Annotated in this window: 14 protein-coding genes and 1 other annotated feature; of the genes, 8 read left to right on the top strand and 6 right to left on the bottom strand. The window is 42.1% G+C overall.

Annotation, left to right across the window (positions count from 1 at the left end):
- Positions 1-664: 664 nt before the first annotated feature.
- Positions 665-1,285, bottom strand: coding sequence for an L-threonylcarbamoyladenylate synthase (locus VY86_RS19090; RefSeq protein WP_046976134.1), 621 nt, complete (start codon positions 1,283-1,285; stop codon positions 665-667).
- Between the two features lie 27 nt (positions 1,286-1,312).
- Positions 1,313-2,173 carry an RNase RNM gene (gene rnm, locus VY86_RS19085; protein WP_046976133.1) on the bottom strand — a complete coding sequence of 287 codons (861 nt, stop codon included), beginning with the start codon at positions 2,171-2,173 and terminating at the stop codon, positions 1,313-1,315.
- Positions 2,174-2,533: 360 nt separating this feature from the next.
- Positions 2,534-2,634: a sequence feature (Trp leader region), on the top strand.
- 28 nt (positions 2,635-2,662) lie between these two features.
- Between rnm and VY86_RS19080 the strand changes: the two genes are divergently transcribed.
- From VY86_RS19080 to trpA, 6 genes are read left to right on the top strand one after another with little or no spacing between them, the layout of a single operon-like run.
- Positions 2,663-4,237, top strand: a complete 1,575-nt coding sequence (locus tag VY86_RS19080; protein ID WP_046976132.1) for an anthranilate synthase component 1 — start codon at positions 2,663-2,665, stop codon at positions 4,235-4,237.
- The gene (locus VY86_RS24270; protein ID WP_046976131.1) at positions 4,237-4,815 is read left to right on the top strand and encodes a glutamine amidotransferase-related protein; all 579 of its coding nucleotides are present in this window, start codon (positions 4,237-4,239) and stop codon (positions 4,813-4,815) included. The genes VY86_RS19080 and VY86_RS24270 overlap by 1 nt, the downstream gene beginning before the upstream one ends.
- 15 nt (positions 4,816-4,830) lie before the next feature.
- A complete protein-coding gene (trpD, locus tag VY86_RS24265; RefSeq protein WP_046976130.1) occupies positions 4,831-5,829 on the top strand; it encodes an anthranilate phosphoribosyltransferase in 999 nt (332 codons plus the stop codon).
- A gap of 2 nt (positions 5,830-5,831) precedes the next feature.
- Positions 5,832-7,196: a bifunctional indole-3-glycerol-phosphate synthase TrpC/phosphoribosylanthranilate isomerase TrpF gene (trpCF, locus tag VY86_RS19065; RefSeq protein ID WP_046976129.1), complete on the top strand. Its 1,365-nt coding sequence runs from the start codon at positions 5,832-5,834 to the stop codon at positions 7,194-7,196.
- Positions 7,197-7,236: 40 nt separating this feature from the next.
- Positions 7,237-8,427 carry a tryptophan synthase subunit beta gene (gene trpB, locus VY86_RS19060; RefSeq protein WP_046976128.1) on the top strand — a complete coding sequence of 397 codons (1,191 nt, stop codon included), beginning with the start codon at positions 7,237-7,239 and terminating at the stop codon, positions 8,425-8,427.
- On the top strand, positions 8,427-9,233 hold the full coding sequence (gene trpA, locus VY86_RS19055; RefSeq protein WP_046976127.1) for a tryptophan synthase subunit alpha: 807 nt from the start codon (positions 8,427-8,429) through the stop codon (positions 9,231-9,233). The genes trpB and trpA overlap by 1 nt, the downstream gene beginning before the upstream one ends.
- 72 nt (positions 9,234-9,305) lie before the next feature.
- On the opposite strand, the gene ompW is transcribed toward trpA, so the two are convergent.
- Complete coding sequence (gene ompW / locus VY86_RS19050) at positions 9,306-9,947, bottom strand: outer membrane protein OmpW (protein ID WP_046976126.1); 642 nt, start codon at positions 9,945-9,947, stop codon at positions 9,306-9,308.
- Positions 9,948-10,395: 448 nt separating this feature from the next.
- Between ompW and VY86_RS19045 the strand changes: the two genes are divergently transcribed.
- Positions 10,396-11,160 (top strand): YciC family protein, encoded by a 765-nt coding sequence (locus VY86_RS19045; RefSeq protein ID WP_046976125.1) that lies wholly within the window; start codon positions 10,396-10,398, stop codon positions 11,158-11,160.
- 207 nt (positions 11,161-11,367) lie between these two features.
- Here the strand turns inward: VY86_RS19045 and VY86_RS19040 are convergent, their stop codons facing one another.
- The 3 genes from VY86_RS19040 to VY86_RS19030 all read right to left on the bottom strand — a co-directional run bounded on the left by VY86_RS19040 (position 11,368) and on the right by VY86_RS19030 (position 14,533).
- Positions 11,368-11,922 (bottom strand): Ail/Lom family outer membrane beta-barrel protein, encoded by a 555-nt coding sequence (locus VY86_RS19040; RefSeq protein ID WP_046976124.1) that lies wholly within the window; start codon positions 11,920-11,922, stop codon positions 11,368-11,370.
- A gap of 327 nt (positions 11,923-12,249) precedes the next feature.
- Positions 12,250-12,738, bottom strand: a complete 489-nt coding sequence (locus VY86_RS19035; RefSeq protein WP_228939487.1) for an HVO_A0114 family putative DNA-binding protein — start codon at positions 12,736-12,738, stop codon at positions 12,250-12,252.
- A gap of 82 nt (positions 12,739-12,820) precedes the next feature.
- A complete protein-coding gene (locus VY86_RS19030; protein ID WP_046976123.1) occupies positions 12,821-14,533 on the bottom strand; it encodes a SulP family inorganic anion transporter in 1,713 nt (570 codons plus the stop codon).
- A 225-nt stretch (positions 14,534-14,758) separates the two neighbouring features.
- Between VY86_RS19030 and VY86_RS19025 the strand changes: the two genes are divergently transcribed.
- Positions 14,759-15,295, top strand: coding sequence for a septation protein A (locus VY86_RS19025; RefSeq protein WP_046976122.1), 537 nt, complete (start codon positions 14,759-14,761; stop codon positions 15,293-15,295).
- Positions 15,296-15,308 lie beyond the last annotated feature (13 nt).

Genomic DNA, 15,308 nt, shown 5'->3' with positions numbered 1-15,308 from the left:
GCGTCGTGTTATATATCAATCAATATGTTTATGATGGAGTCACCTTATAACAAATTGATTTTAATGTGTTTCTTAACGTGGAGTGTTAGAAAACCGATCACACACTCCCGTCCGAGGCCGAGCATTCTACACGAATTTTACAATCAATGATTCCAATAAATATACCCATTTATCATCCACCCTAAAACTCATTGGAAAAGCACAGATATATTATTGCCATAACTAAGCCAAAACATGGTTCTCCAAAGATATAAATACCCCTAATAGTTAAAAAATAAGATAATTATTAAATATAATAAAATAATCATGCCAGACATTAGTGAAATTTCTATAGCTTATTAATCCATTAATTCTTTTACTCTTCATTAAATAGACATCACCTTAATTAATTACTGTGATGCATTACACTGCTATTCATTTAAAACAGCCAGACTAAAGTTTTATATCTAATAGTATTTTAGTAAACTTATCTTAGGTGCGGTAAATATTTCCTTATCTATTTATTAAAAGCAACTTAATTATTAATCCTATGATGATTTCATTTGGTTACTATTAATAATTCAAAGCAATAATAAAAATTTCAATTCAATTGAAAATCAAAAATATAAAGCCAGTATATTATATACCGGCTTTATATAGACTCTGAAGATGATTACGGCTTAGCCTATAAGAATGGAATTACATTTCCGGCACCTTCACGTATTACAACAGGCGTATCTTCCGTCAAATCAATTACCGTTGTAGGTTGCTGCCCTAAATAACCGCCATGAATAATCAGATCAACCAGTTTTCCCAAATTATCTTTAATTTCTTCCGGATCAGATTCAGCAAAATCATTCCCTGGTAAAATGAGACTGGTGGACATAAGTGGTTCCCCCACTTGTTCCAGAAGAGCCAACGCAATAGGATTAGATGGAACACGTAATCCTATTGTTTTCCGCTTATCATTCATCAAACGACGAGGCACTTCTTTCGTCGCACGCAAAATAAATGTGTAGTTGCCTGGTGTATTATTCTTAATCAGACGAAAAGCCGAATTATCGACATAAGCATAGGTCGATATCTCTGATAAATCACGGCACATTAAGGTGAAATTATGATTACTGTCCAACTGGCGGATACGACATATCCGGGTCATCGAATCTTTATCTTCCAGACGGCAACCTATTGCATAGCCGGAATCAGTTGGGTAAACCACGACCCCACCTTTTTTGAACACATCCACACTTTGTCCTATTAAGCGTGGTTGCGGATTATCAGGATGAATATAAAAAAACTGGCTCATAAATTGCCTCTTAATTTTATGCAGCCCCTACAGTGACCAGTTGCGCCATATTGGTACCACATCACCGGGTAACCACAATTTACGCCCTAACTCTATCCATGAACAAGGCTGGTGAAAATCAGAACCTAACGATGCCATCAAATCATACTCCCGTGACAATTGACCGAGATGTTTCCGCTCGTTAGGTGCCTGCCGGCACTGTGCAACCTCCATTGCATCACCACCATGTTGCTTAAACCAGACAATCAAACGTTTCAACCATTTGGTAGATAAATCATATCGCCCCGGATGCGCAATCACTGCCTGTCCGCCTGATTGATGAATGGCATCAATAGCTTGTTCAATTGTACACCATTGAGGTGGAACGTATCCGGTTTTTCCCCTCGCCAGATACTTCTTAAAGACTTTCGCAATGGTCGGCTCTTTACCGATTTCTACTAAGTAACGAGCAAAATGGCTCCGCGTCACCTGACCACCATCCGCTAACTGACTTGCTCCTGCCCAAGCATCGGGAATACCCGCCTTTGCCAGCCTGCGACCTATTTCAATTCCGCGCGCTTTCCTGAGCTCAGCCTGTTTACCCAGCAATTCAATCATTGCAGCGGCCTGAATATCTATATTCAGACCCACAATGTGAATCTCCATATTTTCCCACAGGGTAGATATCTCAACGCCGGGTATTAATTTCAAGGGCAGATGATGATTGCGGATATGTTCATGGGCCAGAGGAATAGCATCTGTCGTATCATGATCAGTCACTGCTAATACATTGACTCCCATTTCCACCGCCCGTTCAGCCAACTCTGATGGTGAAAGTGAACCATCCGATGCTGTCGTATGGCTATGAAGATCATAAATTGTCACCAACTCAGTGGTTGAATTTGTCATTATTCCTTTTCCTGCCCGAATAGATTAGAACATACGACCGGCTAGCTTAACGGTAAATGGCGACGTTTTACAGAAAAGACAGAAAAGAACTGTATTCAGCCCTAAAATACCGGGCTGAATATTATCATTTTAAGGGACGGATTCGACTAATAAGTGCAATTTTTCAAAATGAGTCGGTCCTATCCTGATAACCCATTACCCTTACCCAATTAATCGACAAAAATTTAATAAAATTTTTTTCATAAAATTCTTGACACACCAACGCCGATCCAGTTTACTAGTACACAAGAAATGGCAGTATTTATATCATCTATATTTAATGCGAAAGAGGCACTGAAAATGACTGTATTTATGATGTCTATCCGTTGGTGGCACAACCTCCCATTAAGGGCGGTATGGTCACGCACATAAATCCACAGTGCCAAATTACCAAAACCCGCCAAAAAGGCGGGTTTTTTTATATGGATAACTCATAACCAGGACAAAAAAATGACGGATAAACAACCAAAACTCACAGTCATTGAGCAGGAAACAACTTATCAGCCCAATCCTGCACGGTTATTTAATCAACTCTGTAGTAAGCGACCGGCAACGTTATTGCTGGAATCGGCAGAAATTAACAGTAAAAAAAGTCTGAAAAGTCTGTTAATCATCGACAGCGCCTTGCGTATCAGCGCAAACGGCAATCAGGTCACTTTCGACGCTTTGACAGAAAATGGCCGAAATTTATTACCGGTTTTGGTTAAAAAATTTCCCAGCACCATCCAATCTAAAATGGCACACGATTCTCTTCAATTAATCTTTCCGCCAATCAATCACAATATGATAGATGAAGATAGTCGCCTAAAAGCCATATCTGTATTTGATGCATTGCGTGCCCTTCTTTCTCTGGCAGAATTGCCATCGCAAGACCAAGACAATGTAGAAGCAGTATTCGTCGGTGGCCTTTTTTCCTACGATCTAGTCGCTGGGTTTGAGCCGTTACCCACAGTAAAAACCGTTCAACGTTGTCCTGATTTCTGTTTTTATCTGGCAGAAACTTTAGTGGTGATCGACCATCAAAATAAAAATGCACGCCTGCAAATCAGTCTTTTTAGTGATTCTCCAGAAGAACAACAACGTCTTAAGCAACGATTGAAAACGTTAACGAAACTCATCACAGAACCCACTGAGCCAGTGCAACAAATCTCGCTGCCGGCAATGAAAGTTTCATGCAATCAAGATGACAAGACATATGCAGAAATAGTGACACAATTGCAACAATACATCCGCCAGGGAGATATTTTTCAGGTGGTGCCATCACGGCGCTTTTCTCTGCCATGCCCAGCGCCACTTAATGCTTATCAAAAACTTAAACAGCACAATCCAAGTCCCTATATGTTCTTCATGCAGGATAAAGACTTCTGTCTGTTTGGCGCCTCCCCTGAAAGCGCACTGAAATATGATGCGTCTAATCGCCAAATTGAGATTTATCCTATCGCCGGCACACGTCCCCGTGGGCGCAATGCTGCCGGAGAGTTGGATGCAGATCTGGACAACCGAACTGAGCTGGAGATGCGTACAGATCACAAAGAATTAGCTGAACACTTGATGCTGGTTGATTTAGCCCGTAATGATTTGGCCCGTATTTGTGAACCCGGCAGCCGCTATGTCGCTGATCTGACAAAAGTCGATCGTTACTCTTTTGTCATGCATCTGGTTTCCCGTGTGGTCGGGACATTACGCCATGACTTAGATATTTTCCATGCTTATCAAGCTTGTATGAATATGGGGACACTTACCGGCGCACCGAAAGTTCGGGCAATGCAACTTATCGCCCATTACGAAAATGAACGTCGTGGCAGCTACGGTGGCGCAGTCGGTTATTTCACCGGTAAAGGTGATATGGATAATTGTATCGTTATCCGCTCCGCTTATGTGGAAGATGGCATAGCGACGATTCAGGCCGGCGCTGGCGTAGTACTGGATTCCGTTCCTTTGACAGAAGCTGAAGAGACCAGCAACAAAGCAAGAGCCGTCATTCGTGCAATTGCTGAAGCACATCAGGCAGAGGAGATTTTCTGATGGCGAATATTCTCCTGCTCGATAACGTGGATTCATTCACCTATAACCTCGTCGATCAATTACGTAATAAAGGTCATCAGGTTGTTATCTATCGCAATACCGTTGCAACTGACATCATTATGCAGCAATTCAAGGCGCTGCCTTCTCCGTTACTGATGCTTTCACCGGGGCCGGGTAAACCCTCTGACGCGGGCTGTATGCCTCAATTACTTGAAAAAATAATCGGCAAAATTCCGGTGATCGGCATCTGTCTTGGACATCAGGCAATTATTGAAGCCTATGGTGGAGAGATTTCTGCCGCTGATCAAATCCTGCACGGCAAAGCCTCTCTGGCAGAACATGACAATCAGGCTATGTTCGCTGATCTGGAAAATCCTTTGCCCGTTGCCCGTTATCACTCTTTGACGGGTTGCAGAATTCCATCTGAATTGACGATTTCTGCCCATTGTGGCGACACGGTTATGGCGGTTCGCCACGACAAACATAAGGTTTGCGGGTTCCAGTTCCATCCGGAATCCATTCTCACAACACATGGCACCAGATTACTTGAACAAACTCTGGCCTGGGCACTGAATTAAAAAGGAGGTATGAAAATGCAACCTATTTTCGACAAATTGTTCAGTGCGCAAATACTGACACAACAAGAAAGCCAGCAACTGTTCTCCGCCATAATTCAAGGAGAATTAAGTGAGCCGCAACTCGCAGCGGTCCTTATCAGTATGAAATTGCGCGGTGAGCAGCCACAGGAGATCGCCGGCGCCGCACAGGCGTTACTGGCAAATGCCCTGCCATTTCCGAGGCCAGACTACACTTTCTGCGATATTGTCGGAACAGGGGGAGATGGAACTAACAGCATCAATATTTCAACCGCCAGTGCATTTGTCGCAGCAGCTTGTAATATTAAAGTTGCCAAACATGGTAACCGCAGTGTTTCCAGCCGTTCCGGTTCATCTGATTTACTGGCCGCATTTGGTATAACGCTTGATGTCAGTGCAGAATGTGCCCGCAGCGCCCTGGATGAAATCGGCATCTGTTTTCTGTTTGCGCCGCAGTATCATATTGGATTCCGCCATGCGATACCTGTACGTCAGCAACTGAAAACCCGGACGCTGTTCAATGTATTAGGCCCTCTGGTTAACCCGGCCCGCCCGCCGTTGGCATTAATTGGCGTTTACAGCCCTGAGCTGGTTGGCCCCATTGCCCGTACCTTGCAAGTCCTAGGCTATCAACGGGCAGCGGTTGTTCACAGTGGTGGAATGGATGAAGTTGCTCTGCATGCACCAACAATCGTTGCAGAACTTAATGATGGAGAAATTGCCCATTATCAATTAAATGCTGAAGATTTTGGTTTACAAAACCATCCAATATCGGCATTAAAAGGGGGGGCGCCGGAGGAAAACCGTGAAATGCTCAGTTTATTGTTACAGGGCCGGGGTAAGAAAGCCCATGCTGATGCCGTTGCCGCTAATGTTGCCCTGCTGATGAAAATTCATGGACAGAAAAATTTACGTCATAACACTCAACAAGCTCTTGAAACCATTCACAGTGGTCTGGCTTATGAACGAGTCACCGCACTTGCCGCAAGGAGTTAATGATGCAAGCTACCGTTTTACAGAAAATTGTTAATGATAAAGCCGAATATCTTATTGGACGCAAGCAACAACAACCTTTGGAAAACTTTATTGATTCTATTGTTGCCAGCCAGCGTAGTTTTTATCAGGCGCTGAACAGTGAACAGACTGTTTTTATTCTGGAGTGTAAAAAAGCATCGCCTTCAAAAGGACTCATTCGTCAAGATTTTGATCCCATCCAGATAGCAAAAACTTATCAGCCTTATGCTGCCGCAATTTCAGTATTAACGGATGAAAAATATTTTCAGGGCAGCTATGACTTCCTCCGTCTGGTGAGTGATACCGTTCATCAGCCGGTGCTGTGCAAAGATTTTATTATCGATCCTTATCAGGTTTATCTCGCTCGTTATTATCAGGCAGATGCAATTCTGCTGATGCTTTCCGTTCTCGACGATGAGCAATATATTATGCTGTCTGAACTCGCTCATAGTTTAAATATGGGAGTACTGACGGAAGTGAGTTCAGAAGAAGAACAGATCAGGGCTGTCACACTGAAAGCCAAAATTATTGGTATTAATAACCGTGATCTCAGAGATCTTTCTATAGATTTAAACCGCACCAGACAACTTGCGCCACAGTTACCGGAAGGAACGATTGTTATCAGCGAATCAGGCATCCACCAGCATCAGCAAATTCGTGAACTCAGCCATTATGCCAATGGTTTTCTGATTGGCAGTGCTTTGATGTCCCAGCCCAATCTGGATCTGGCATTACGTCAACTGATTCTGGGGGAAAATAAGGTCTGTGGGTTAACCCGCCCACAAGATGCCAAAGCGGCATTACAAGCAGGGGCTGTTTATGGTGGTTTGATATTTGTTGAGCATTCTCTGCGTAGAATTAATATCGAACAGGCTCAACAAATCATCAATGCGGCGGCTCTCAAATATGTAGGGGTATTTCAAAATCAATCATCTGCATTTATCAATCATACCGCCCGCACCCTGTCTCTCGCTGCGGTGCAATTACACGGAGCAGAAGGCGAAGTTTATATTAAAGAACTGCGGAAATTATTGCCTGAAAACTGCCAGATTTGGAAAGCAATTGATATGTCGAAAGATTCATTCCACGCTAAAGCCAGAAATATTGATCGGTATCTGCTTGATAACGGCAAAGGTGGAACCGGCAAAAGTTTCGACTGGCAATTACTTGAAAAACAATCACTCGACAATGTGATGCTGGCAGGTGGATTAAATGAAGAAAATTGCCAACAGGCAGCAAAATATGGCTGTTGCGGACTTGATTTTAACTCTGGTGTTGAAAGCGCACCGGGTATCAAAAGCAGTCATAAATTAAGCAAAGTGTTTCAGCGTCTACGAAGCTACCAATAAACAACGATTCTCTGATTAATAACAATGGACAAACAGAATAATGAGTAAACTTAACCCCTATTTTGGTGATTTCGGTGGACAATTTGTGCCACAGATCCTTATTCCCGCCCTTGAACAATTAGAAGCGGCATTTATTGATGCTCAACAAGATCCTGAATTCCAGCAAGAGTTTCAAGATCTGCTGAAAAACTATGCAGGCAGACCAACGGCATTAACTTTATGCCGTAATTTGACTAAAGGCACTAAAACCCGCCTTTATCTGAAGCGGGAAGATCTATTACACGGCGGCGCTCATAAAACCAATCAGGTACTTGGTCAGGCATTACTGGCGAAACGCATGGGCAAAAATGAAATTATTGCGGAAACCGGCGCCGGCCAGCATGGTGTGGCAACAGCCCTTACCTGCGCACTGTTAAATATGAAATGCCGTATTTATATGGGTGCTAAAGATGTGGAACGCCAATCCCCTAATGTCTTCCGCATGCGTCTGATGGGAGCCGAAGTTATCCCGGTCCACAGCGGCTCTGCAACCCTAAAAGATGCCTGCAATGAAGCACTGCGCGACTGGTCTGGCAGCTATGATAAGGCTCACTATTTGTTAGGTACCGCCGCTGGCCCACATCCCTACCCAACCATGGTTCGGGAGTTCCAGCGTATGATTGGTGAAGAAGCCAAAGCCCAGATTCTGGCAAAAGAGGGACGTCTGCCTGATGCTGTGCTGGCCTGCGTTGGTGGGGGTTCCAATGCCATTGGCATGTTTGCCGAGTTTATTCCTGAAACATCGGTACGCCTGATTGGTATTGAACCCGCGGGACACGGTATCGAAACGGGCAAACATGGCGCCCCGCTGAAACATGGCGAATTAGGTATCTATTTTGGTATGAAATCTCCCATGATGCAGACAGATGAGGGCCAAATTGAAGAATCTTACTCTATTTCAGCTGGTCTGGATTTCCCTTCTGTCGGTCCTCAACATGCCTATCTGAACAGTATCGGTCGGGCTGACTATTTTTCCATCACTGATGATGAAGCACTGGCTGCATTCAAAACGCTTTCCCGTGAAGAAGGCATTATTCCGGCTCTCGAATCCTCTCATGCGCTAGCTTATGCTTTGAAAATGATCCATCAAGCGCCTGATAAAGAGCAATTGCTGATCGTCAATCTATCCGGTCGTGGTGATAAAGACATATTTACTGTCCATGATATTTTAAAATCCAGAGGGGAAATCTGATGGAACGTTACGAGCAGCTATTTAAACAATTGGAAAGCCGTAAACAAGGTGCTTTTGTCCCCTTTGTCACACTCGGCGATCCAAACCCAGAATTATCATTGGAAATTATTGACGCACTGATTGCCGGTGGTGCTGATGCCCTTGAGTTAGGTATTCCTTTTTCTGATCCGCTGGCTGACGGCCCAACAATTCAGAATGCCAATCTGCGTGCTTTCTCCTCAAATGTTACCCCCACTCTCTGTTTTGAATTATTGGCAAAAATTCGGACAAAATATCCTGATATTCCCATTGGTTTATTGATGTATGCCAACCTGATTTTTCATAATGGCATAGACGAGTTTTATCGCCGCTGCAAAGATGCAGATATCGATTCTGTATTAGTTGCAGATGTTCCTGTATCAGAATCACGGCCATTCCGTACCGCAGCAATGAAACATAATATTGCCCCTATCTTTATTTGCCCTCCAAATGCGAAAGATGAATTATTACGTGAAATCGCCTCTTATGGCCGGGGATATACCTATTTATTATCCCGAGCCGGTGTTACCGGCATAGAACGACGCGCTGAACATCCTTTAAATCATTTGGTCAATAAGTTGCGGGAATATCATGCTGCACCATCATTACAGGGGTTTGGTATTTCAGAACCTGCACAGATAAAAGAAACATTAGCAAGTGGTGCAGCAGGTGCAATTTCCGGATCTGCCGTAGTCAAAATTATTGAAGAAAATCTTTCTCAACCAGAAATAATGCTGAAAAAACTCACTGAGTTTGTATCAAAAATGAAATCTGCAACTCAATTTTAGTACAAAAAATGGGGCAAAATCTGCCCCATGCTTTTCATATCAAGCAAGTTATGTTGAACAAACATGTTTTTATCAAAAGTGATAACCAACACCAAACATAAATACCCACGGATCAAGCCGGGTATCAACTTTATGGCTCTGGTCACCTGCTTTGAATTTCACATCAGTTTCAATGTTCACCCACCACACAGACGCATTTAGCATCCAGTTCTGATCTAACTCGTAATCTAAGCCAACATGACCGGCCACACCCCAGGAATCTTTCAGATCCAGACTGTGTAATTTATTGCCTTTAACAGCATCATTATCATTGAATTTCTCGTTAAAGAAAGTGGTATAGTTCAAACCAACACCAATATAAGGTCGGAAATTACTTTCTTTAGAACCGAAATAGTATTGCGCCATTAATGTCGGTGGCAGACTCTTTATTTTAGCAATATTACCTGCACCCGGTAAACTTACCCGATGCTGGAAAGGTGTCCCAGCGAGTAATTCAACACCAATATTATCGGTAATCATATAACCGAAGGTTAAACCCATCTGGGTATTATTATCCGCACTCAAAGAACCTACCCCTAATACATTATCAGAGCCGGTATTAGGTCTTACTGTTGCAGTACCCGTGCGGAAAAGAAAATCACCCGCTTCATGAGCAAAAGCGAACGATGGTGCTAAAGTTGCCGCTGCTAATACAAATGCAGAAAGTTTTTTCATTATTCATCCCATTCCTGTGATTTAAAGTCAACAAAAATATAGCCATATATTTAAAATTATGATCCAAGATAGATCACATCTTTTAAATAATTTAATAAAAATCGTATATTTGAGATATTATTATTTCAAATAGGAATTATTTTAAATTGACACAAATCAATATTTATTCATTATTAATCAATTAGATTTTTTATTTTATATTTATATGCCAATTTTAGTGTTTTATCTCTCATTTAATTATATTTTCATTATGTTTTAATAAAGTTAAATTTATGTTTATTTTCATATTGGAAAGATAACATGAAAAGTTTTTTTCTCTCATCAACAATCATAGCTAATCACTAATTTATCCGCATAATCTCCTTTCAGCTATCCACATCTGCCCATAACAGAGTACAATTAACCGCTGTGTATTATTGTATAGTTTAACCTGATAGGAGCAGTCTTCATGCCAATCACGGCGAATACCCTGTACCGTGACAGTTTTAACTTTTTCAAGAATCAACTGTTAAGTACTCTGACTCTGGCCGTTCTGGCGGCTCTGGTGACTACCCTATTGGGACACCTGTTTATCCCTGATAGCGAACAGATGAAGCTGCTGACAGAAGCAGAATTCGCTTTTGCAACTTCAGGTAAAGCAGGTATTCAGGATATGGTGTCGCAAATGACCCCAGAACAACAGTCAATGATCATGCGAGCGGGAATAGGAACCATTTTCTCCAGTATGATTGGCAATGTGCTACTGGTTGGTGGTGTATTGACATTGGTCACGGCAGTTTCAGCGGGAAATCGTATTTCTTCATTACAGGCAATTGGTTTATCAGCAAGCCAATTACCAAAACTGTTCCTGCTACTGCTTATCTGCACCTTGCTGATTCAACTTGGTTTAATGCTGATGCTGGTACCAGGCATTATTTTGTCTATCGCACTGGCTTTATCACCCGTGATTATGACTGCTGAACGTTGTGGTATTTTTGCTTCGATGAAAATAAGCTGGAAACTGGCATTTGCCAATATTCGCTTGCTGGTTCCGGCAATCCTGTTATGGCTAACCGCCAAACTCTTGCTGGTGTTTATTATTGATCGTCTGACATTCATTCATAGTGAGATGGCGGGAATCACGCTCGGCGTGTTTAATAACTTGATCTCAGCTATTCTGCTAATTTATCTGTTCAGGTTATATATGCTGGTTGCCTCTTCACAACAAAAATGAATATAAAATAGCTGTTCAAACAAACCCCATAGCGATAAAAGCTATGGGGTTGACAGCGAATACAGCATAAACCAGTTTATATCCGTATATGTCATGCCTTATAGCTCTTCATTACTATTGGATAAAATCCAAAAAAATTCCCTGCCACACGACAGAGAATTTCTGTAGAAAGAGATTGCTAATTAAATACAAATTAGCAAATTCCGATTAGAACCGGTAACCTACGCCAACTACCCAAGTGCCTATCTTAAGCTCATCCAATTTTGAATATTCATAAGATGTATCGATAGTCCAATTTGGCATAGGGTTAAACTGTAATCCCAATCCGTAGCCGACAGATGTTTTACTCTCGCTACCTGATTGTGGTGTAATAAAATCAGAGACTTTAACTTTTCCATGCGCAGCACCAACCATACCATATACACTAACATATTCATTAAAGCGATATGTAGGACCAGCCATCAGGGAATAATAATCCAGATCTAATTTAGCTACTTTGATACCACCAACATGTGCATCACTATTCAGATGGGTATATGTGAATGAACCAATAACACCAAAATTACTATCCAACTCATAGCGGTACTTCAAGTTGAAGCCCTTTGAGTTACCGCCAAATAGGCTCTCAGCGTCTTTATCATCAAACTTTGTATGGCTCTGAGCATAGCCACCAGAAATTGTACTTTCACCGCTCGCATTTGCTGCAAATGCGAATACAGATAAACCAACAGCCACCACTGAGGCTACCAGTGCTCTTTTCATTGAAAATCCCTAATATTGTATAAAATATAGAAAAAAATAATTACGGGGAGGTATTATTTATCAGTAACCAATAGAAAACAACGAAATTCCAGTTGTTGTTAAGTTCCCGTTTAATAAAGCAAAATACTAAGTATTACCGTCGTATTTCTCTTTTTTAGCAGAAAGATATACACCTTAAGGGAAGACAGGTGATTATCTATCAGATTGGCTTTATTATCTGTTATTATGGCTAAATAGTTGTTCAACCAAGCCCCATAGTTGTAAAAACTATGGGGCAGACAAGTCATAAACAGGATCACACTGTATTAAACGTGCTACTTCAGGCCGCTATATTTTAGCCCCACAAGATGACATAACTCTTTCAACTATTTCTTGCTCAATTTTTATTTCAAAATCAGTAAACAACGCCTTTGGCTTTACACTTCTGCCATTTTTTTCCAGAGCGACAAAACCATGTTGATTTAATGTCTTTAACGTAGCTGACAAGTTGCTTGGTTGCCTCCCTGACAGCTTGGCCAGTTCTGCGATTGTCTCTGGTTTCCGTTCATTTATAAGGCGCAGAAGAACAATATTATCACTGCTAAGTACTTGAGCCAGAGCAATCATAGAGGTAAACCAAATCTTAGGTTCACCAGGCTGAATGACATATTCGCCTTTAACTATAGCCAGTGTGCGCCTGCGTATAAGCTCTTCATTCATCACGCCAATGAGTGCTTTCATCGTATTACCCTCTTTTTTCGCGTTCAGCGATAATTTCATCAATACCCGCTGACCATGCAACCCAAGTAAGACGTCCAAACCTGAATCAGATTGCATTACTAAAACCTCCTTGTTTGTTATGATCTAATCATATGTTTTTATCCAATGAACTTCAAGCTTAGTGAACAGCTATGAATCATTATCTTTTGATGTAATTAGAGTACCATTCAGGCTTACTTTGAATCATTCGAACGGCAAAATAGAGATCGGGCACCACAACTAGATCGTCATCACTGCTTCTCAATTTATTTTGTTTTATCCAGCGGGTAAGTTCTGTCCGTCGGCCAGCGAGCACCAATGTGACACCTTTTACTTTCAATTCAGTAATCAGTTCATCAATAGCCGCAAAAACACTCACATCGTCATAGGTAAAACTCACAGCCGCATCAACAACTAACCAACCCGGACGTTTTTTCGCCCTGTCTACATGCTGCAACACCCGTTTTTTAAAATAACTGACATTGAAATAAGTTAATGGTGAGTTAAACCGGTACATCATCACTCCGTCTACCGGTTTAATCTCATTGCCTTGGTTAATGGAATGAATCATTCCTTGTTCATTAACGCCCAAAAGCTGATCTGTCGGACGGAAGACAATTCGCAAAAACTGCAATAAACCAAGCAAAACAGCAAAACCAACACCGTTAATCAAACCAACCACCACTACTGAAATCAGTGTAAACAGTGATAAAGTGAATGCCTGACGATTTCGTTTCCTCAGTGACCAGATCCCCCGTAAATTCAACAATGATGATGCCGAATAAATCAGCACTACACCAAGAGATGACAATGGAATATGCGCCAGGAAACCCGTCAAGAACAGCAAAACCAGCAAGATAACCACAGCGGCAATCACAGAAACCAATTGCGTTTTCCCACCAATCGCATCATTCACCGCAGTTCGGCTGCTGGCAGCACTGACTGCAAACCCTTGTGATAAAGCAGAAGCAATGTTCGCAATACCTAAGGCCCTAAGCTCAGAATCCGCATCAATCTGATAGCCGTTTTTACTGGCAAAACTACGGGCCGTCATCATAAAACTGACAAAACTGATAACGGCAAGGTTCAGGGATGGGATAACCAGATCACGCATAATTCCCGGTTGGAAATCAGGCATTGGTACAACAGGTAATCCCCCACCGCTGACACTGCCAACAATCTGAATACCCTGTTTTTCAAGCCCAAATTGCCAGCTTACATATGTCGTTAATACCATTGCCAACAAAGGCCCCGGCCAGGTCGGGCGCAAGAAACGTACAGTCAGTAAAATCAACACCGTCGCAACCGACATTGCCAACGTCGGTAAATGCGTATTCATTAGTTTGGCAGGTAATGCAATCACCCGTTCAATCAACCCAACGGGTACGTCGGCAAAGCCAAAGACTTTAGCCAACTGATCCACAATGATTGTCAATGCAACACCGTTCATTAATCCTTTAAGGATCGGTTTTGAAAGAAAATCAGCAAACGCACCTAATCGAAAATGACTCGCGAGAACACACCATATCCCTGTCATTAAAGTCATGACAATCGTAAGCTGCCAACGTACATCTTCATTACCAAAAACCAAAGGCGCAACTGCCGCCGCAATAACGGCACACGTTGCTGCATCCGGCCCGACAATCAACTGTCTTGAAGTGCCAAATAGCGCATAAGTGAACATCGGCAAGATACAGGCGTAGAGACCGATAATTGCACTTATTCCCATTAATTCAGCGTAAGCAATCGCAACCGGCAGGGCTACTGCGGCCACAGAAAGCCCAGCCCTTAAATCATGACTAAACCACTCTTTGCGATAATGAGAAAAATTGCCCAACCCTGGCATCCAACGCTGTAGTTTTTTCCACTGCATCTGGTTTATGCCCTCTTATTTTTCAACGGGTTTTGGCTATAATGCTGTGTTATATGTTCACTGACAACAGGAAGTTAATTACGCCGCTCTTTATGGTAAAATTGTGCGAAACAGATCGATAAAAATCTTTATTTATCGATAAAAAAAGCCATACTGTTGCCGCTTAGTATATTCAACCACCAAAATCGGATAGAGTCAGCTGCCGGAATTACAATAGGTTCAAACATGAAACAACTTTTAGACTTTCTACCTTTAGTCGTATTTTTTGTTGTATACAAAATGTATGACATTTTCTATGCTTCCGGGGCACTGATTGCCGCCACCGGTTTAGCTGTAGCGATAACTTATTTCATCTACCGGAAAGTAGAGAAATCTTCTCTGATCACTTTTATCATGGTTGCAGTTTTCGGCACTCTGACCTTAGCTTTCCACAGTGATCTCTTTATTAAGTGGAAAGTCACCGCAATCTATGCCTTATTTGCATTAGCCTTGCTCGTCAGCCAATGGTTCATGAAAAAACCACTTATTCAGAAAATGCTAGGAAAAGAGTTGGTTTTACCGGATTTTGTCTGGAATAAACTCAATATGGCATGGGCGCTGTTTTTTATTGCCTGTGCGTTGGCCAATATTTATGTCGCATTCTGGTTACCACAAGATGTCTGGGTTAACTTTAAAGTATTTGGTCTGACTGCCCTGACCCTGGTTTTCACCGTGCTCAGTGTAGTATATATTTATCGTCACCTGCCACGCGAACAGAAGTAACCCTATTCAAATG

Source organism: Photorhabdus thracensis, assembly GCF_001010285.1.
Classification (GTDB): domain Bacteria; phylum Pseudomonadota; class Gammaproteobacteria; order Enterobacterales; family Enterobacteriaceae; genus Photorhabdus; species Photorhabdus temperata.
This window is presented reverse-complemented; position numbering and strand designations above follow the sequence as displayed.